Genomic DNA, 19,308 nt, shown 5'->3' with positions numbered 1-19,308 from the left:
AGGCTTGCCCTTCCGGGAATTGTTAAAGCTATTGCCTCAACAAGACCCGGAAATGAAGCAAAACTTGGTGCGATCAGCCAAACAGGCCCGTCTTAACGGCCCTTGTTGCTTTCCAGCCACTTTTTCCATGTGGCTGCGTCGCCCGCGAAGACATTGATATCCGCGTCGCCCTTGATGCCCGGAATGCTGCCCGTGCCGGTATATTGCCAGAAGGTCCACGGATGCGGGCCGTATTTTTCGTCCGGGTGGCCCGCGACCGAGCGCAGCCAGAACGGATAGTCTGGAAGCTGGCGCAGGTCGTTATCGTCGAAGAAATCGACGGTCGTGTAGATGATCGGACGCTTGCCGTAATGCTTTTCGAGCGCTGAAAGGAAGATGCGCATTTCCTTGCGCACAACCGCTGCATTGGGCCGCAATTTGCAGGTCGGCGATTGCGGGTTCCATTCCATGTCGAGAACGGGCGGCAGCGCGGACGGGTCGCGCGGCACGTTCTGAATATACCAGCGCGCCTGTTCGATGGCCGGACGGCAGAAATAATAGAAATGATAGGCGCTGCGGGGAATGCCCGCCTCGCGTGTGCCATTCCAGTGTTGGGCAAAGCGGTCGTCCAGACGGTCGCCGCCTTCCGTCGCTTTGATAAAGGCAAAGGAAATGCCGCTGGCGCGGACCGCGCTCCAGTCCACACTGGTCTGGTATTTCGAAACGTCAGTGCCGTGGATCGGATAGTGCCAGGGCGTCTTGCCGGTCCAGTCATGCGGATCGCGGTCGCCGAAGCGCGGCGCCTTCACCGATCCCGATGGAGGTGGAATGCGGGCGACCGTGCCGTTCTTTTTCACATCGGAAAAATCGTAATCCACTGTCGTACAGGCCGAAAGCAGAAAAACGCCCATGCAGGAGGCAAAGCAGGGGCCAAGAAAATTGCGGCTGGCCAGACGGCTCATGAGACGTTTCATGCAGGGTTTCCGGTGTCGCGAATCGGTCCCTACAACGGTTACGCGATCCGCACCCGGTCGTCACCAGCCTGTGGCGTTGTTGCTCCTAATTTTATGCAAAAGCCCGGATGACGGCGATCCACGCAAAGCCGCGATAAAGCACGCGGCGTTCCACTGTGAGGCCGCGTTCGACAGCAAGCTGTTCGCACACGGCGAACATGTCCTGACGCGGCGTGACATGAAACCAGTCGAGCCATTTATAGAGCCCGCGCTTGAACCATCGGGGCAGGCGACTTTGATCGCCGAAATCGACGATATGCAACTCGCCTTGTGGCGCCAGATGGCGAATGCTCTCGCGGATGACCGATTGCCATTGCGGGATCATCGATATGGCATAGGAAATGAAGATACGGTCGAAGCCTGTTTGATGGAAAAGCTGTTCGGGATCGAACTGCGCCGCATCGGCGCGTTCCAGCCGGGTGCGGCTTTCGATGCCCGCACGTTTGGCGGCACTGCGGGCCGTTTCCAGCATTTCTGCTGAAATATCGATGCCATAGAGTTTTGCATCGGGGTAGTGTTCGGCCGTCTTGACGAGGTTGCGGCCCGTGCCGCAACCGATTTCCAGAACGCTGCCGCCTTCCGGCACATTGAGCGTCGCGATCATCTGGTCGCGGCCCAGCAGGTAATATTTGCGGGTCGCATCATAAAAGTGGCGCTGGCGGCGATAGACCCGGTCCATCAGCCGCGCATGACTTGCGCCCTGACTGTTGCCCTGCCTGCCTTCAGTATTTTGCAGCATGTCACGCGTCCTTCAGGACGTAAAGGTGAAAGCCGCCATAAATCGACGAGCGGTCGCGGTCATGCAATGCGCGGGATTCGTCTTCGCGGTATTCCCAGTGGTCGAGAATTTCCGGCGCGACGCGACCGGGCAGCAGGCTCGGCTCGGCGGCAGTGCGGAAAATCACGCGAGCGCCCGGTGCGGCAGTGCGTGTGATTTCGCTCCAGACGGCATTGAGCTGGTTGTCGTTCATCCAGTCCTGCGCGTCGAGAAGAATGTAGCGGTCCACCGAACCGGCGGGCTTGGCGGCGAGGAAATCGGTATAGTTGGCGTTCTGCACCGTCATGCGGTTGGCGCGGGCGCGGACTGTTTCGAAATTGGCGCGCGACAGATAAGGCGGCAGCGGGCCGGTTTCTTCGTTGCCGCTATAGCCGCGTCCGAAAGCCTGCCAGGCAAAGTAGTTCTCCGTCAGCGGAAAGCCGCAGGCGAGCTTTTCAAGGCGGCTGCGCAGCACCTCGGCCATATTGCCGTTTCCGGCGGTGGCCAGCGCATCATATTGCTGGGGCGGAATGCCAAGACCGAACAGCGAGGATTTGCGTGCGGTTGCCCAGCGCACCATGCGTTTTTCGAACAAGGGCGCAAGTGCGGTGTCGAAGAAGCTGCGCTGTTCTTCCATGCTGCGCGATTTGAGAATATCGCGCGGATCAATGCCATAGAGCCGCGCCACGCGATGGCCCATGCCGATGAATACGCCGAGCAGGCCGTGACGGTAAAGATCGCGCCAGAAGATGGAAATGCGCTGGCGACCGTTCCACTTGCGCTTTTCCCAGTAAGCGCGGCTTTCGGCATCAAGATGCGGACGCACGAAGCGCTTATAGGCAGCCAGATTGGTCTTGTCGTCAGCTTTGCCATAGAAGCGGTAAAAGGCGCTGTAATCTGGCAGGTTCTTGAGCGCGGCCAGCTTCAGCCGGTTGAAGGCGACATGAGCCTCGTTGAGATCAACGGCCTCGACGCGGGCCGGATCGGCGGTGAGATAGGAAAGCGCGTTACAGCCGCCAGACGCGATAGTGACGATGCGATGACCGGGCTGAATGGCGAGGGCCGCCATGTCCACATCCGGATCTTCCCAGATTTGCGGATAGACCAGCCCCTTAAAGAGCCAGGCAAACAACCGTTCCGAAAAACCCGCGCGGGAAAGCGCATGGTTCTGAGTTACTGCACGCTTCAGAATAGTACCGTCGGCTGATTGGTCGGCCATGAATTCCCCTTTGGGACGAATCCCGTGCTTGGTTTCAAAAAAGTTAAACACTGGGCATGACATCGCTGTGACATGGGGGATTGACGGATTAATGATCGCTTCTGACTGGGAAATGCGGGATTAAGTGTCTGCAATATTGGCGTTTTATTACGGACAGTAAGACTAATTGAGAGAACCTTTCCTTTGGTCTGCCGTTTTCTTCTGTGACGGTGGGTATCGACAGGAGTTCTGTGCCTGATCCAACCGCAAAAGTGCCCGACCGGTAAGAAGCCGGATGGACACGAAGAAAGCTATGAAAAGAGCAGAGGGGTGTCTGCGCAAACTGCGCCATGCTCAACAGGGATAAGCTCGGATCGAGCAACCCACGCTAGGAAGGAGAGCCAAAATGAAGAAGTTTCTGATTACATCTGTTGCCGCTGTATCGCTTCTGGGCCTTGCCGCCTGCAACGACAAGAAGGATGACGGCGCAAGCAACGCTCCGGCACCGGCTCCAACGACGCCGGCCGCACCTTCGAACAATGATACGAACACCACGCCTGCAACACCGGCTCCGGCAAATCCGGGCACGGGTACGGGCGGTACTGGTACTGCGCCTGCTAATTAAGCCAGGGTGCTATTTTGTATCAATAAAGCACGGGCAAGTTACGGCTGGTGAGCTGTCATAGACCCGTGTGGTAAACGTCATACGAATGGCGATCCGGGAAACTGGATCGCCATTTGTCCCAGAAGGAAGTGTAATGCATGAACGATCCCGCGGCATTTTACGGGAAAGACGGCGCGCAAGCGATTTCCGTGTTTAAACGCAGGCTATCTTCGGTTATGGCTTTGGTCATGAACCGTAACACCCTGTTTTTCGTTGCCGCCATTGTTCTGGTTGCGCTTGCTGCTTGCGGCAAGGGCAACGAGGAAAAGGCTGCCGCTCCGGCGCAGGACGGCGCTGCTGTTTCCCAGCCTGCCGCACCAGCGGAAGGCGCATCGGAAAAAAAGGGGCCGGATCTCGTCAAGGCACTGCGCGAGAACGCCGGTGTGACCACGCCCGAAGAACAGGCGGCTGCCATCGAACGCGCCCGCACTAATGCCGAATCTGCCGCAAAGGCTGTCGGGCAAAATGCCGAGCAGGCCCAGGCCGCCGGAGAAGCTGCCGCCGCGACGGCACAACGCTCCTTCAATGAACGCCAGAACGCCGTTCAATCCAATTAATTGGGAACAGCGTTCTCCTTTTTTGGTTTACACCATAACAGTTCAGGGCATTTCTTATCACAGACCGGTGATAAGCGCATATAAATCATTGTTTTTTCGACTTCGCTTCATGCAGGCGGTTTCCAGCCGCGACGGAATTTTGTAGAAAAGCCCCATGTCGATTTGGGTTCGCATCGGTGAGTTTGTGGCGTCAGTGACGTCGAACGCCATTACAGGCGTTATCGAGGCTGTGCGCACCGTTTTTGAAGGCGATGCCGATACGCGCAGGCGGGTGGCCTTCTCGATTGCCATGATCGCGCTCTCCGCAAAAATGGCGAAGGCCGACGGCGTGGTCACGCAGGACGAGATACGCGCTTTCCAGGATATTTTTGCGGTGCCGCAGGAAGAAACCGCGCATGTCGCCCGGCTTTACGATCTGGCCAAGCAGGATGTGGCGGGTTTCGAAAGCTATGCGCGCCAGCTGGCCGGACTTTGTCAGGAAGGCCAGGCCGAGTGCCATCTTCTGGAAGATATTCTCGACGGACTGTTTCATATCGCCAAGGCGGATGGCTATGTCCATGAAAAGGAATTGGCATTTCTAACCGAAGTCGCCGGTATTTTCGGCTTTGACGAGGTTGCCTTCGACCGCATCGCGATCCGGCATGTGCAGCGTGGCGAGGGCGATCCTTATGCCATTCTGGGTCTTGAACGCGGGGTGTCGTTCGATACTGCGCGCAGCCGCTACCGTTCGCTGGTCAAGCAGCACCATCCCGACCGGCTGGTTGCCGAAGGTTTGCCGCTCGAATTTATTGCTATTGCCAATGCGCGCCTTGCTGCCATAAACGCGGCTTGGGCGAGCATAGAAAAGCATTTGGAGGCTGCGTGATGCAGACGTCGAGCGACGCAACCGGATTTCAGGATGAGGAATTGGCGGAACTGGCGCTGGAAAAGCCCGATTTTCCCGATGCCACGCTCGATCCTTCGCCCAATTTCGGTCCGCGCCGCGACGGCAAGACGCCGGTTTTTCTGATCCAGCATTACACCGGCCTTGCGACCGCGCAGGAGGCGATCGACATTCTGAAATCGCCCGTAATGCAGGTCTCGGCTCACTATCTCGTTCTAGAGGACGGGAAGGTGTTGCAGATGGTTTCGGAAAAGGCCCGCGCCTGGCATGCGGGCAAGAGCTTCTGGAAAGGCGAGACCGACATCAATTCGGCATCTATCGGCATCGAAATCGTCAATCCAGGCGTTCTGCAAGACTATCCGCCGTTTAAGGATGCGCAGATCGAGGCGGTGATCCGTCTCAGCCGCGATATTTGTGCACGCCACGCCATCGCGCCGGAGAACGTGCTGGCGCATTCGGACATCGCACCGGCGCGCAAGACCGATCCCGGCCAAAGCTTTCCGTGGAAACGTCTGTATGAGGCGGGTGTCGGGCATTATGTGGAGCCGACGCCGATCCGCGGCGGACGGTTTTTGGCGCGGGGCGAACAGGGGCAGCCGGTGGAGGCTTTGCAGTCCATGCTGGCGCTCTACGGCTATGGAATTGAGATCACCGGTATCTTCGATGAAGCCACGGAAATCGTGGTTAAGGCATTTCAGCGTCACTTTCGGCCACAAAATGTAGACGGTGTTGCCGATGTTTCTACCATAGATACCCTCTACAGGCTGATTTTTTCCCTGCAAAATGTTACCGCCTGATCAAGCAGTATCCATCGGGCGTCTTTCGCAATTTAATTAGAATTTCGTTCAAAATTTCAAAAATTTAGCCGAATCGCCTTTTAGACCTCGCTTAAGTGACGGGGCGTCGACTCACGTCCGATTGAGTCGGTTTTGTTACAACTTGTAAGACGATTTTACTTTTGCAACCTATCTTCGGCTGCATTTCCCCTTCAGATCATCGATCAATCCCAGCGGAAATGGGCCTCGAGAGCTCATACCGGACGGGACCCGAATAAACGGATCGTCTCCCCCCAAGACGGGCGGTCCCCCATAAGAAACGTTCCAAGACGGTAGGTTATGAAAGTAAAATTTGTTATTGTTAGCGCCCTTGTTGGCGCGATGAGTTCGTTTGGCCTGAATCCGGCGCTTAGCGCCCCTGCAAGTGAACCAACCAACCTCGCAGCACTTCTCAAGGCGCGTCAGCAGAACAAAGTTGCTGAGGCCGACAAGGCGAAGCCTTCGGTCAAAAAGGCGTCCGTCATCACCAACCGCGCAGCCCCCGCAGGCAAGGGTTCGCGTTCCGGTTCGTCCAAGTCCGGTGGTGCCAGCCGTTCGGTCAAGAGCGGCAGCGGCTACTCACAGATCATCAACCGCTACGCTTCCACTTATGGCGTACCGTCCTCGCTCGCTCATGCGGTCGTGCGTCACGAAAGCAATTTCCAGCCGAATGTGCGCGGTGCTGCAGGCGAAATCGGCCTGATGCAGATCAAGCTCTCGACGGCGCGCGCCATGGGCTATTCCGGCTCGGCCAAGGGGCTTTATGAGCCTGCCACGAACATCCAGTACGGCATGAAATACCTCGCCATGGCCCAGAAGCTTGGCGGCGGCAGCACCTGCGGCACGATCCTGAAATACAATGCCGGTCATGGTGCAAAGCGCATGAACCCGATCTCTGCGAAATATTGCAGCTCGGTGAAGGCATATATGGCCGGACTTTAAGCATCGCTTTTGGAGTTCGCTCCAGAATTTGCGTCGGCGGTTGCGTAGAGTTTCAAGCCGTTTGATGTGAACGAAAAGCCGGTAGCGGTTTTGCTACCGGCTTTTTTGTTGCTTTTTCGGGCAGAAGCGAATTTATACGCGGTGTCAGTCGGTCGGGCAGCCGCGCTTGTCATATGCCGAAAGGCGGCAGGTGAGGAAAGTCCGGGCTCCAGGGAAACACGGTGCCGGGTAACGCCCGGCGGGGGTGACCCCAGGGATAGTGCCACAGAAAGTAAACCGCCTCGTCTTCCGTATCGTTGTGCAGAAGCTGCAACGACAGGGATGACGAGGTAAGGGTGAAAGGGTGGGGTAAGAGCCCACCGCGTCTGCAGCAATGCAGACGGCACGGTAAACCCCACCGGGAGCAAAACCGAATAGGGACGGCGCGCCGGTTCGCAAGGACCGGCAATCGGTTTCCGGATCAGTCGTCCGGGTGGGTTGCAAGAGGCGGGTGGCAACATCCGCCCCAGATGAATGGCTGCCACGTCGGGCGAAAGCCCGGCCATACAGAACCCGGCTTACAGACCGGCTGACACTTCTTCGATAGCGAAAAAGCCCGGCTTTGAGCCGGGCTTTTTGCTTGTGCGCAGCTGCTTGGGAGGCGTTGCGCGGATCCTTCATTTTAACGCGCATCTTTTCCGAAAACCGTTTCACACTTTTCGGGATGCGCTGGATTAATCAGATCGGTACGCCGGTGAAGAAGTCATAGATGAGCTTCAGGTTCAAAACGACGATGATGACCGCAGTGATGGCGGCCAGAAGCGTGACCCAGCGCGGCGCCACCAGCGATCCCATCTTCTTCTTTTCCGCCGTGAACATGACCAGCGGTATGACCGCGAAGGGCAGTTGCAGGCTGAGTACAACTTGCGACAGGATCAGGAGTTCCGTCGTGCCCTGCGAACCGTACATGATCGTCACGACGGCGGCGGGCACAATGGCCACAAAGCGGGTGATGGCGCGGCGCAGCCACGGCTTCAACCGGATACGGATAAAGCCTTCCATGACGATCTGCCCCGCCATGGTGGCGGTGATGGTCGAATTCAGGCCGCAGCACAGAAGCGCGATGGCAAAAAGCGTGGGGGCAAGCGATGATCCGAGCAGCGGGTTGAGCAGGGCATGCGCCTTGTCCAGATCTTCCACGCCGGTATTGCCGGTCGCGTTGAAGCTGGCTGCGGCGAGGATCAGGATCGATGCATTGACCAGCAGCGCGAATGTCAGCGCGATGGTGGAATCAAGCGTCGAATAGCGGATGGCTTCGCGCTTTTCAGCGGTTGTGTGTCCATAGTCGCGGGTCTGCACGATGCCCGAATGCAGATAGAGATTATGCGGCATGACCGTCGCGCCGATAATGCCGAGCGCTATATAAAGCATGTCCGGGTTGCGGATGATCTCGACCGTTGGCGCAAATCCGAGAATGACCTCGTTCCATTTCGGCTGCGCCATCAGGATCTGGATCAGGAAACAGAGCGCGATGACGGCCAGAAGCGTCATGATGAGAGCTTCGACGCGGCGGAAGCCCTTATTTTGCAGATAGAGCACCAGAAGCACGTCGGCGGCGGTGATAATGACACCGAGTTCGAGCGGAATGCCGAACAGAAGGTTGAGGCCGATGGCTGTGCCAATGACTTCGGCAAGATCGGTGGCGCAGATCGCCAGTTCCGCCAGCAGCCAGAGCGGCCAGGCGAGAAAACGGGGATAGGCATCGCGGCAGGCCTGCGCCAAATCGCGGCCAGTCGCGATTGCGAGCCGTGTGCAGAGCGCCTGCAACAAAACGGCCATCAGGTTGGACAGCAGCACGACCGACAGCAGCGCATAGCCGAAGCGGGAACCACCGGCGAGCGAGGTCGCCCAGTTGCCGGGGTCCATATAGCCGACGGCGACCAGATAGCCAGGGCCGACAAAGGCCATGGCCCTGCGAAAGCGCGAACCGGAGCGGTTGACCGCCACGGAGCGATGAACATCGGACATTGAGGCTTCGCCGCGATCCCGCCGCCAGCCTTCAAAAGTGACGTCATGACCTTCGGAGGGGCCCGCTCCATGGGGTGTCATGCTAAATACCTTTATTACCAATATGCACTTGCAAACTATTTGCATTTAATAATGGCAGACGGGTGGCGCGTCAATAGGGGGAGGAGGGAGGGCAGTAGGGCAGTAGGGGAATAGGGGAATAGGGGAATAGGGGAATAGGGGAATAGGGGAATAGGGTAGGAACTCGTAGCCCCGAAAAAAACGCTTGCGCTGACAAAGCGCTCGCGATCCTCTTCCCTTACTCCCTTACTCCCTTACTCCCTTACTCCCTTACTCCCTTACTCCCTTACTCCCTTACTCCCTTACTCCCTTACTCCCTTACTCCCTTACTCCCCTCAATATTCCTGTGCGCTCATGTAAAGGATAACGCTTCATTAAGCTTAATATCCGATAACTGACGAACGAATCCGTCATGACGACAAATGGTCGGAATCCGCAGACAGAAAACAGGATAGCGGGGGCAACTCCCGGGAAAGGAACGGAATGATGGCGAGCCTCGGCGGAGACAAATCTCAAGCCGAAGGGGCTGAAGTCCGTCACGTTCCGGTGTTGATCTCCGAGGTGATTGACGCTCTCAAGCCCAAGCCCGACGAAGTCATCGTCGACGGCACCTTTGGGGCAGGCGGCTACACCCGTCGCATATTGGACGAGGGCGCCGAAGTGATCGCGATCGACCGCGATCCGACGGCCATCGAAGCCGGGCGCGCCATCGAAAAGCAGTTTCCAGGTCGTCTGCATCTGGTGGAAAGCCGGTTTTCGGCACTGGATTCAGCCGTTGCGCAAGTGAAGGGAGCAGGCAGCAAAGTGGATGGCGTTGTGCTCGATATCGGTGTTTCGTCGATGCAGATCGATGAAGCCGAGCGCGGCTTCTCCTTCCAGAAGGACGGGCCGCTCGACATGCGCATGTCCAGCAAAGGTCCCAGCGCTGCCGATGTTGTTAATCGCCTGAAGATGGGCGATCTGGCGCGCATTTTCAATTTCCTCGGTGAGGAGCGTCATGCAGGGCGCATCGCGCGGATGATCGAGAAGCGCCGCGAGGCGCAGCCGTTCACCCGCACGCTTGATCTCGCCAATGCGATTGAAACGCTGGTCGGTCGTAATCCCAAAGTGCCTATCCATCCTGCGACGCGCGTGTTTCAGGCATTGCGCATCTACGTGAATGATGAGTTGGGCGAACTGGCCCGCGCATTGCTGGCAGCCGAACAGGTTTTAAAGCCCGGCGGTCGGCTGGTGGTGGTGACGTTCCATTCGCTCGAAGACCGCATGGTGAAGCGCTATTTCGCGGATCGTGCAGGCGGCAGTGCGGGTTCGCGGCATATGCCCGAAACCCATGTGCGCCATCCAAGTTTCACGCCCGCCGTTAAGGGCGCTGTCGGGCCGACGCCGGAAGAAGAAGCCCGCAATCCACGTGCGCGCTCGGCGAAGCTGCGCGCAGGAGTGCGGACTGATAATCCGTCGCTTGAAGACGATCTTTCGCTGTTCGGGCTTCCCAAACTGCCTGAAACGCATGAACTAAGCCGGAGTTGAACGAGTGCTGCGTACTTTCGATCTCATCATGATTGCGGCGATGTTGGTGGCAGCGGCTGTCACCTACACCATCAAGTATGACGCGGAAAAGCAGATCGCGGTCATCGCCAAGCTGACGCGTCAGATCAATTCCGAGCGCGACACGATCACGCTGCTGCGCGCCGACTGGGCGCTTATGACCCAGCCGGGCCGTCTGCAAAGCCTGACGGGCGTTTATGAAAAAGAACTGAACCTGCAGCCCATCGTGGCCGAGCAGCTCATTTTGAGCGCCGGTGACATTCCGGAGCGTCCGTTGGACGACATTCAGAAGATCATTTCCGGCACCGATGAACTGGTTGCAAGCGGCGTCCTCGAACAGGACAAGATCACGACCGGCAGCGTCAAGAAGAGCGGGGCAAAGCACTGATCATGCGGCTGAAACTCGGTCTTTCAAAAAAGAAAAAGCAGGATATGATGGACGGCATGGAGCCGGTCGGCGATGAAAAGCTGGCTGGCAACATGGCTTTTGTCGGGTCGCGTAAAAAGCACGGCAATCGTGCGCGCAACCGTTTGTGGATGGCGATTGCCTGCTTCGTCGGCATTTATGGCGTGATAGGCGGCAAGCTCGTCTATTTCGGCATGATTGGCGGTGAGGACGAAGATGCTTCCGGTCCAGCCGTGCAACAGCTTGCCTCGCGCCCGGATATTCTGGATCGCAACGGCGAAATTCTCGCGACCGATATCAACACCGCTTCGCTCTACGCCGAACCGCGCAAGATCGTCGATCCCGACGAAACCATCGAAATGCTCTCCACGGTGCTACCCGATCTCGATTGGGAGGCGACCTACAAGCGCCTCAAGAGCGGCGCGGGCTTTGTCTGGGTCAAGCGCGGCCTGACGCCGAAGCAGCAGAGCCAGATCATGGCGCTGGGCGTTCCGGGCATCGGTTTCCGCACCGAAAAGCGCCGCTTCTATCCGGGCGGTCCTACCGCATCCCACATTCTCGGTCTGGTCAATGTCGATAATCAGGGCATTGCCGGTATGGAAAAATATATCGACAGCCAGGGCCTGACCGATCTCCGTCTTGCCGGTCTTGCGACCGGTCAGTCGCTGGAGCCGGTGCGCCTGTCCATCGATATTCGCGTGCAGCACATCATGCGCGACGTTCTGGTCAAGGCCATGGAGCGTTATCGCGCCATTGCCGCCGGCGCCGTTGTTCTCAACATCAAGACCGGCGAAGTCATCGCCATGGCCTCAGTACCGGATTTCGATCCGAACAACCCGGTCAATGCGCTCGACAAGGATCGTTTGAACCGCATGTCGGCGGGCACCTATGAAATGGGCTCGACCATCAAGACCTTCACGACGGCGATGGCGCTCGATTCCGGCAAGTTCACCTTGCAGTCGAAGCTCGATGCGACGCGTCCGCTGGTGTTTGGTCGCCAGACCATCCGCGACTTCCACGGCAAGGGCCGCTGGCTGACGCTGCCGGAAGTCTTCATCTATTCGTCGAATATCGGTTCCGGTCGCGAAGCCGATGCCGTCGGCATCGAAGGCCACCGCGCCTTCCTCAAGAAGATGGGTCTTCTTGACCGCATGCAGACGGAATTGCCGGAAGTGGCGCGTCCCGTTGAGCCGCGCGTCTGGAAGAAGGTCCATTCGATGACCATCTCGTTCGGTCACGGCATGATGACGACCCCGTTGCAGACTGCGGTGGGTGCGGCAGCGTTGATGAACGGTGGCAAGCTGTTCAACCCGACCTTCCTGATGCGTTCTCAGGCTGAGACCGTCGCGCTGGGAGAGAAGCAGGTCGTTCATCCACAAGTTTCTGCTGATATGCGTTATCTCTACCGCCTCAATGCCACGGCGCCGGGCGGTTCGGGCAAGCGCGCAGCCGTTCCGGGCTATCGTGTCGGTGGAAAGACGGGTACGGCTGAAAAGGTGGTTCACGGTCGCTATTCGAAGGATTCGCGCTTTAACGCCTTCCTTGCCGCGTTTCCGATCGAAGATCCGGCCTATGTGGTGCTGACCATCATCGACGAGCCGAAGCCGGAACAGGGCAAATTCGGTGCGACTGCGGGCTTCAATGCTGCGCCGATGGTCTATGAAATCATCAGCCGCTCGGCATCCTTCCTCGGGGTCAAACCGAACTTCGAGCTGGATGCGCTTCCGGCAACTGTTAGCAATGTAAGCGGCGGGCCTGATTTAAAACAGGAATTGCCGCCAGCAATGGTTTCCAACGAATACGACTGATTCGTGTGGTGCAGCTTCAGGCCGCGAGGCCACTTTGGGTACGACGCAACGGAATTTGGATTTGATTGCCATGAAACTGAAGGAAATCGCTCTTTTTAAGGAACTGGCCTCCGGCAATGACGGTGAGGTTGAAATCACGGGCGTTACCTCGGATTCCCGCAAGGTCGAACGCGGTTTTCTCTTTGCCGCGCTGAAAGGCGTGAAGGCGGATGGAGCGGCATTCGCTGCGGATGCGATCAAACGCGGCGCTGCCGCCGTCATCGCCGCCAAGGATGCAACCATCGCCGATGCGGGCGTGCCAGTCTTGCATGTAGACGATCCGCGTCATGCGCTGGCCACCGCTGCGGCGCAGTTCTATGGCAAGCAGCCTGAAATCATGGTTGCCGTTACGGGCACGAGCGGCAAAACCTCCGTTGCTTCCTTCACGCGTCAGATATGGGCCTATGCGGGCTTCCCTGCTGCAAACATCGGCACGACCGGCGTGTTTTCGCCGACCCGCAGCGACTATAATTCGCTGACGACGCCCGATCCGGTGGAGTTGCAGCGCGTTCTGACCGAACTTGCCGATGAAGGCGTGACCCATGCCGCGATGGAAGCTTCTTCGCACGGGCTGGACCAGCGCCGTCTCGACGGCGTGAAACTCGCCGCTGGTGCCTTTACCAATCTTGGCCGCGACCACATGGATTATCACGCGACCATCGAAGAATATCTCGGCGCGAAAATGCGCCTGTTCGATACGCTGCTGCCGAAGGGTGCGCCTGCGATCATCTTTTCGGACGATCATTTCTCGCAACAGGCCATTGATGCGGCGACCGCTGCCGGTTGTGACGTGAAGACCGTCGGCCGCAAGGGCAGTTTCATCAATCTGAAGCGCGTCGAGCATGAGCGTTTCCGCCAGCATGTGGAAGTGCGCATCGGCGATGAAATCTTTGAAATCGAGCTGCCGCTGGCCGGTGATTTCCAGGTGGCGAATGCGCTGGTCGCAGCCGGTCTCGCTATGGTTACGGGCGTGCCCGCTGCCGCCGCTATGCGCGCGCTGGAACGCCTGAAGGGCGCGCCGGGCCGTCTCGATCTGGTGGGTGCGACCGAAGATGGCGCACCGGCCTATGTCGATTATGCGCATAAGCCGGAAGCGCTTGAAAATGTTCTGACTTCGGTTCGCCCATTCACCACGGGCCGCGTGATTGTCGTGTTCGGTTGCGGCGGTGATCGTGACAAGGGCAAGCGCCCGATCATGGGCGAAATCGCCTCGCGTCTTGCCGATGTGGTGATCGTCACGGACGACAATCCGCGTTCGGAAGTGCCGGCGCAGATTCGCTCCGAGATCATGGCCGCGGCAACCGGAGCGACCGAAATCGGCGATCGCCGCGAAGCGATCTTCACGGCTGTGTCCATGATGATGCCGGGCGACACGCTGGTGGTTGCGGGCAAGGGACATGAGGAAGGCCAGATCGTTGGCAACATCACCTTGCCGTTCTCCGATCATGCGGAAGTCGCAGCCGCACTGGCTGCCCGTCTTGAGGAGCGTCAGGGATGAAAGACTGGCTGTGGTCATCGGCTGATATGGTTGAGGCCATGGGAGGCAGGCCCTTCGGCAAGCTCCCTAAAGGCATCACCGGCATTTCCATCGACAGCCGCACGCTGAAGCCCGGCGAGGCTTTTTTCGCCATCAAGGGCGACCTGTTCGACGGCCACGACTTTGCCACGGCGGCAATGGCGGCTGGCGCAGGTCTTCTGGTGGTGGCTGAGCATCGCCTGCCTGCTTTCGGCAATCTGAAAGTGCCGATGATCGTCGTGGAAGACGTGCTTGAAGCGCTGACCAAGCTGGGCATTGCATCGCGTGCGCGCTCGAAGGCCCAGATCATCGCGGTGACGGGTTCGGTCGGCAAGACGACGACCAAGGAAGCGCTGCGCCATGTCCTGTCCGGCGTTGGCAAGGTTCATGCCTCGGTTGCATCCTTCAACAATCATTGGGGCGTGCCGCTGACGCTCGCCCGCATGCCAGCCGATACCGATTACGGTGTGTTCGAAATCGGCATGAACCATCATGACGAAATTCGTCCGCTGGTGAAGATGGTGCGCCCGCATGTGGCCTTGATCACCCTGATCGCGCCCGCGCATCTTGGCCATTTCGCCAATCTGGAAGAAATTGCGGTCGCCAAGGCCGAGATTTTCGAAGGCATCGTACCGGGCGGTTATGCGTTGCTCAACCGTGACGACAAGCGTTTCAAGCAGCTGGAAGAACTGGCGGAGAAAGCTGGCGTCGAGCATATTTCAACCTTTGGCGAAAATGCGCGCGCCGATTATCGCCTGCGTGAAGTCAAGCTGCACCCGACATGCTCCTGCATGACGGTGAAGATCGGCAATCACGAAGCCGTCGTGAAGGTCAGCATACCGGGCCGTCATATCGTGCAGAACATGCTTGCCGTCCTTGGCGCTTGCGATCTCGTCGGCGCCGATCTCGCCAAGGTGACGATGGCGATGGCGACCCTTTCAGCAGAAGGCGGGCGCGGCGCACAGCATGTGCTGCAACATCCCGATGGCGGCACATTCACGCTGATCGACGAAAGTTATAATGCCAATCCGACCTCCATGCGTGCGGCGCTGGCATTGCTCCAGTCGTCCAAGCCGGAAGGTCCTAAGGGACGGCGCATCGCCGTTCTCGGCGACATGCTGGAACTCGGTCGCCAGTCGGGCAAGCTGCATGCCGACCTCGCGCGTCCGATCGTGGATGCCGAAGTGAGTTCACTTTTTATCGGTGGCCCTGAAATGTCGGTGCTTAAAAACGCCTTGCCGGTTGAAATTCACACCGAATACAGGCAGAGCACCGATGAATTACTGCCGCTGGTGATAAAGGCGGTCCGTCCCGGCGATGTCGTCATGGTGAAATCGTCCAAGGGAATCGGCTTCTCCAAAATCGTCAAGGCTTTCACTGCCCAGTTTCCGCCGGTCGAGCCGGCGGAATAGGCGATGGTCGAGGGAATTTTCTCCACATGCTGATGCTTCTCACCTTCTTCGCTGAACACATGACACCGCTCAACGTGTTCCGCTACATCACCTTCCGCACTGGCGGCGCGATGATTACCTCGGCGCTGATCGTGTTCCTGTTCGGCCCGACGATCATCAACTCGTTGCGCGTGCGTCAGGGGAAGGGGCAGCCGATCCGCGCCGACGGCCCGCAGACCCATTTCAAGAAAGCCGGTACGCCCACCATGGGCGGTCTGATGATCATGACCGGCATTCTCATTTCGTGCATGCTGTGGGCCAATCTCTCCAGCGTCTATGTCTGGGTGGTGCTGCTGGTCACCGTGGGCTTCGGTGCCATCGGTTTCTATGACGACTATCTCAAGGTGACGAAGCAGTCCGACAAGGGCTTTTCCGGCAAGGCGCGTCTGGGCATCGAGTTCCTGATCGCAGCGATTGCCGCTTTCGTCATCATGCGCGCAGGGCAGGAGCCTTTCTCCTCCTCGCTGACCTTCCCATTCGCCAAGCAGTTCGTCATCAATCTGAGTTGGTTCTTCATTCCCTTCGCCGCCTTCGTGATGGTCGGCGCGGGCAATGCCGTGAACCTGACCGACGGTCTCGACGGTCTGGCTATCGTGCCGGTCATGGTTGCCGCTGCTTCCTTCGGCTTCATCGCCTATCTTTCCGGTAATGCGATCTTTGCAGACTATCTGCAAATCCATTTCGTGCCGGGCACGGGTGAACTTGCCGTGGTGTTAGGCGCGGTGATCGGTGCAGGCCTTGGCTTCCTGTGGTTCAATGCGCCGCCTGCCGCTATCTTCATGGGCGATACGGGTTCGCTGGCGCTGGGCGGCATGCTCGGCACCGTGGCCGTTGCGACCAAGCATGAAATCGTGCTCGCCATCATCGGCGGTCTGTTCGTCATGGAAGCGCTTTCGGTCATCATTCAGGTTGGCTCTTTCAAGCTGACCGGCAAGCGCGTCTTCCTCATGGCGCCAATTCACCACCATTTTGAAAAGAAGGGCTGGACCGAAAGCCAGGTCGTGATCCGGTTCTGGATCATCGCCATCATTCTCGCAATGATCGGCCTTTCCACCCTCAAGCTCAGATAGTCACAAGACCAGTATCGACAGGCAAGAAGAATGATCCCGATCACCGCCCTTAAAGACAAGACCGTCGCCCTCTTTGGATTGGGCGGGTCGGGCATCGCCACAGCCAAGGCCATCGTGGCCGGAGGGGCGAAGATCATTGCCTGGGACGATAATCCCGACAGTGTCGCGCGCGCGCAAGGCACAGGTATTGCAACCGGCGATCTGAGGCAGGCGGACTGGTCGCAGTTCGCCGCCTTTGTGCTTTCGCCGGGTGTTCCGCTGACCCATCCGAAGCCCCATTGGACGGTCGATCTTGCCCATGCGGCAGGCGTCGAAATTATCGGCGATGTGGAGCTTTTCGTGCGCGAGCGCAATCATATCGCACCCGATTGCCCGTTCATCGCCATTACCGGCACCAACGGCAAATCGACCACCACCGCGCTGATCGCCCATATCATCAAGGCGTCGGGCCGCGACATGCAACTCGGCGGCAATATCGGCACGGCAATCCTCACGCTGGACTCGCCAGCGGCCAACCGTTTCTATGTGGTTGAATGCTCGTCCTACCAGATCGATCTGGCACCCTCGCTGAATCCGACTGCCGGAATTTTGCTGAACCTGACGCCGGATCACCTCGACCGTCACGGCACGATGGAAAACTATGCGGCCATCAAGGCGCGGCTGGTTGCGGCCAGCGGCACCGCGATTATCGGCGTTGATGATCTTTACTGCACGGCGATTGCTGAAAATCTGGCGGCGAACGGCGTCAATGTTGCGCGGATTTCCAAGGAAAAGCACCTCGACAACGGCTATTTCGCTGATGGTCCGACCTTGATTCATGCCACCGATGGCAAGAATGAGGAACTGGCCTCGCTCGCCGGGGTCGGTTCGCTGCGCGGCGCGCATAATGCGCAGAACGCGCTCGCAGCCGTGGCGGCCTGCCTCGCTGTCGGCCTGTCGCTCGATGAAATCCGCGCCGGTCTGAAAAGCTTTCCGGGTCTGGCGCACCGCATGGAGCAGGTGGGGCGGCGCGGCAAGGTGCTGTTCGTCAATGATTCCAAGGCGACCAATGCCGATGCGACCGCACCGGCGCTGTCGTCCTTTCCGCGGAACATCTACTGGATCGCTGGCGGCGTGCCGAAAGCAGGCGGTATCGAGTCGCTCGGCGGGTTCTTCCCGCGTATCGCCAAGGCCTATCTGATCGGCGAAGCGGCGGCGCAGTTTGCTGCGACGCTGGGCGACAGCGTGCCGTTCGAAATTTCCGATACGCTGGCCGTGGCCGTCGATCATGCCGCGCGCGATGCGGGCAATGATGCAGCCGCAGAGCCGGTGGTGCTGCTTTCGCCAGCCTGCGCCAGCTTCGATCAGTTCCAGAATTTTGAAAAACGCGGCGATGCCTTCCGCAGCGCCGTATTGGCCCTTCCCGGTATCATGCCAATTGGAGGAGAAAGCTGATGGTAAGCCGTGTCGATCGCGGTCCTGTCGCCAACTGGTGGTGGACAATAGACCGCTTCTTTCTCGTAGCCTGTCTTGCCCTGATGGGGCTTGGTATTCTTCTGTCCTTTGCGGCAAGCCCGGCTGTGGCTTCGCGCATCGGTCTCGACAGTTTTCATTTCGTCGAGCGTCAGACCATCTTCATGATCCCCGCGGTTATCGTCATGGTGGGCGTGTCGTTCTTTTCGCCACGGCAGATTAGGCGTTTCGCACTGATCCTGCTCGCCATTTCCATGGTGCTGATGGTTGCGGCGCTCTTCTTCGGTATCGAAGTCAAGGGTGCGCGCCGCTGGGTCAATCTGGCGGGTATTTCCATCCAGCCATCCGAATTCATGAAGCCCGCTTTCGTGGTCGTCTGCGCATGGCTCTTCTCCGAGCGCGAACGTGGCGGCGACATGCCGGGCTATTTCCTCGCCATGATGCTGTTCTGCACGGTTGCCGGTCTTCTGGTGTTGCAGCCCGATCTGGGCCAGACCATGCTGACCACCGGCACATGGGGCGCGATGTTCTTCCTCGCGGGCTTGCCGATGTTCTGGATTCTGGTTCTGGGCGGGCTTGCGGTTTGCGGCGGCTTTAGCGCTTATTTCGTGTTCGACCACGTGGCCGGTCGTATCAACCGCTTCATGACGGGCGAGGGCGATACGTTCCAGGTCGATGCCGGACGCGAAGCCATTCTGCGCGGCGGCTGGTTCGGGCAGGGGCCGGGTGAAGGCACCGTTAAGCGCATCATTCCCGACAGCCACACCGACTTCATCTTCTCCGTGGCTGCGGAAGAATATGGCATCATCCTGTGCATGATCATCATGCTGCTATTTGCCTTCATCGTGGTGCGTGGGCTTTCCATCGCGCTCAAGGAACGCGATGCGTTTACGCGTCTTGCCGTGTCTGGCATCGTGATCCTGTTCGGCTTCCAGTCGATCATCAACATGGCGGTGAACCTGCACCTGATGCCCGCAAAAGGCATGACGCTGCCGTTCATTTCCTATGGCGGCTCGTCGCTGGTGGCGATTGCCATCACCATGGGCATTTTGCTGGCGCTCACCCGTCGCCGCCCGGAAGCGCGCATGACGCACACGGTTGGGCATATCGGGTCAAATCGGGGCGAACGCATTCCGGCGCTGTGAG

The 19,308-nt window shown here is 58.6% G+C and carries 16 protein-coding genes, 1 other RNA gene and 1 pseudogene; 14 read left to right on the top strand and 4 right to left on the bottom strand.

The annotated features are described in order from the left end of the window. Positions 1-92: 92 nt before the first annotated feature. The 3 genes from D8666_RS04355 to D8666_RS04345 form a co-directional block, all read right to left on the bottom strand. Positions 93-941, bottom strand: a complete 849-nt coding sequence (locus tag D8666_RS04355) for a glycoside hydrolase family 25 protein (protein WP_121536626.1) — start codon at positions 939-941, stop codon at positions 93-95. A 103-nt stretch (positions 942-1,044) separates the two neighbouring features. Then, positions 1,045-1,731 carry a class I SAM-dependent methyltransferase gene (locus D8666_RS04350; RefSeq protein WP_121536414.1) on the bottom strand — a complete coding sequence of 229 codons (687 nt, stop codon included), beginning with the start codon at positions 1,729-1,731 and terminating at the stop codon, positions 1,045-1,047. A 1-nt stretch (position 1,732) separates the two neighbouring features. Continuing rightward, positions 1,733-2,968 carry a BtaA family protein gene (locus D8666_RS04345; RefSeq protein WP_121536412.1) on the bottom strand — a complete coding sequence of 412 codons (1,236 nt, stop codon included), beginning with the start codon at positions 2,966-2,968 and terminating at the stop codon, positions 1,733-1,735. A 385-nt stretch (positions 2,969-3,353) separates the two neighbouring features. Here D8666_RS04345 and D8666_RS04340 point away from each other — a divergent pair, with 385 nt between their 5' ends. The 6 genes and pseudogenes from D8666_RS04340 (at position 3,354) to rnpB (ending at position 7,384) form a co-directional block, all read left to right on the top strand. Beyond that, a complete protein-coding gene (locus tag D8666_RS04340) occupies positions 3,354-3,572 on the top strand; it encodes a hypothetical protein (protein WP_109369424.1) in 219 nt (72 codons plus the stop codon). Between the two features lie 144 nt (positions 3,573-3,716). Continuing rightward, positions 3,717-4,168: pseudogene (locus tag D8666_RS04335) on the top strand (antifreeze protein). A gap of 154 nt (positions 4,169-4,322) precedes the next feature. Then, positions 4,323-5,033: a J domain-containing protein gene (locus D8666_RS04330; protein ID WP_121536408.1), complete on the top strand. Its 711-nt coding sequence runs from the start codon at positions 4,323-4,325 to the stop codon at positions 5,031-5,033. After that, entirely contained in the window at positions 5,033-5,848 is an 816-nt protein-coding gene (locus D8666_RS04325; RefSeq protein WP_121536406.1) for an N-acetylmuramoyl-L-alanine amidase, read from the top strand. The genes D8666_RS04330 and D8666_RS04325 overlap by 1 nt, the downstream gene beginning before the upstream one ends. 318 nt (positions 5,849-6,166) lie before the next feature. Continuing rightward, the gene (locus D8666_RS04320; protein ID WP_109369420.1) at positions 6,167-6,808 is read left to right on the top strand and encodes a lytic transglycosylase domain-containing protein; all 642 of its coding nucleotides are present in this window, start codon (positions 6,167-6,169) and stop codon (positions 6,806-6,808) included. Between the two features lie 144 nt (positions 6,809-6,952). Continuing rightward, an RNA gene (rnpB, locus tag D8666_RS04315) (RNase P RNA component class A) lies at positions 6,953-7,384 on the top strand. Positions 7,385-7,525: 141 nt separating this feature from the next. Here rnpB and D8666_RS04310 read toward each other — a convergent pair. Beyond that, the gene (locus tag D8666_RS04310; RefSeq protein WP_109369419.1) at positions 7,526-8,896 is read right to left on the bottom strand and encodes an Nramp family divalent metal transporter; all 1,371 of its coding nucleotides are present in this window, start codon (positions 8,894-8,896) and stop codon (positions 7,526-7,528) included. A 462-nt stretch (positions 8,897-9,358) separates the two neighbouring features. Here D8666_RS04310 and rsmH point away from each other — a divergent pair, with 462 nt between their 5' ends. The 8 genes from rsmH to ftsW all read left to right on the top strand — a co-directional run bounded on the left by rsmH (position 9,359) and on the right by ftsW (position 19,307). Further along, complete coding sequence (gene rsmH, locus D8666_RS04300; protein WP_209445959.1) at positions 9,359-10,402, top strand: 16S rRNA (cytosine(1402)-N(4))-methyltransferase RsmH; 1,044 nt, start codon at positions 9,359-9,361, stop codon at positions 10,400-10,402. 4 nt (positions 10,403-10,406) lie between these two features. After that, the gene (gene ftsL, locus D8666_RS04295) at positions 10,407-10,808 is read left to right on the top strand and encodes a cell division protein FtsL (RefSeq protein ID WP_109369417.1); all 402 of its coding nucleotides are present in this window, start codon (positions 10,407-10,409) and stop codon (positions 10,806-10,808) included. A 2-nt stretch (positions 10,809-10,810) separates the two neighbouring features. Next, the gene (locus D8666_RS04290; RefSeq protein WP_109369416.1) at positions 10,811-12,634 is read left to right on the top strand and encodes a peptidoglycan D,D-transpeptidase FtsI family protein; all 1,824 of its coding nucleotides are present in this window, start codon (positions 10,811-10,813) and stop codon (positions 12,632-12,634) included. Positions 12,635-12,698: 64 nt separating this feature from the next. Continuing rightward, complete coding sequence (locus D8666_RS04285) at positions 12,699-14,171, top strand: UDP-N-acetylmuramoyl-L-alanyl-D-glutamate--2,6-diaminopimelate ligase (RefSeq protein ID WP_109370265.1); 1,473 nt, start codon at positions 12,699-12,701, stop codon at positions 14,169-14,171. Further along, a complete protein-coding gene (locus tag D8666_RS04280) occupies positions 14,168-15,601 on the top strand; it encodes a UDP-N-acetylmuramoylalanyl-D-glutamyl-2,6-diaminopimelate--D-alanyl-D-alanine ligase (protein ID WP_109369415.1) in 1,434 nt (477 codons plus the stop codon). Before D8666_RS04285 ends, D8666_RS04280 begins: the two co-directional genes overlap by 4 nt. A 26-nt stretch (positions 15,602-15,627) precedes the next feature. Next, positions 15,628-16,710 (top strand): phospho-N-acetylmuramoyl-pentapeptide-transferase, encoded by a 1,083-nt coding sequence (mraY, locus tag D8666_RS04275; protein ID WP_109369414.1) that lies wholly within the window; start codon positions 15,628-15,630, stop codon positions 16,708-16,710. A gap of 30 nt (positions 16,711-16,740) precedes the next feature. Beyond that, entirely contained in the window at positions 16,741-18,144 is a 1,404-nt protein-coding gene (gene murD / locus D8666_RS04270) for a UDP-N-acetylmuramoyl-L-alanine--D-glutamate ligase (RefSeq protein ID WP_121536404.1), read from the top strand. Further along, positions 18,144-19,307: a putative lipid II flippase FtsW gene (gene ftsW, locus D8666_RS04265; protein WP_109369412.1), complete on the top strand. Its 1,164-nt coding sequence runs from the start codon at positions 18,144-18,146 to the stop codon at positions 19,305-19,307. The genes murD and ftsW overlap by 1 nt, the downstream gene beginning before the upstream one ends. The last annotated feature ends 1 nt before the right edge of the window (position 19,308 follow it).

Source organism: Ochrobactrum soli, assembly GCF_003664555.1.
Lineage (GTDB): Bacteria > Pseudomonadota > Alphaproteobacteria > Rhizobiales > Rhizobiaceae > Brucella > Brucella teleogrylli.
This window is presented reverse-complemented; position numbering and strand designations above follow the sequence as displayed.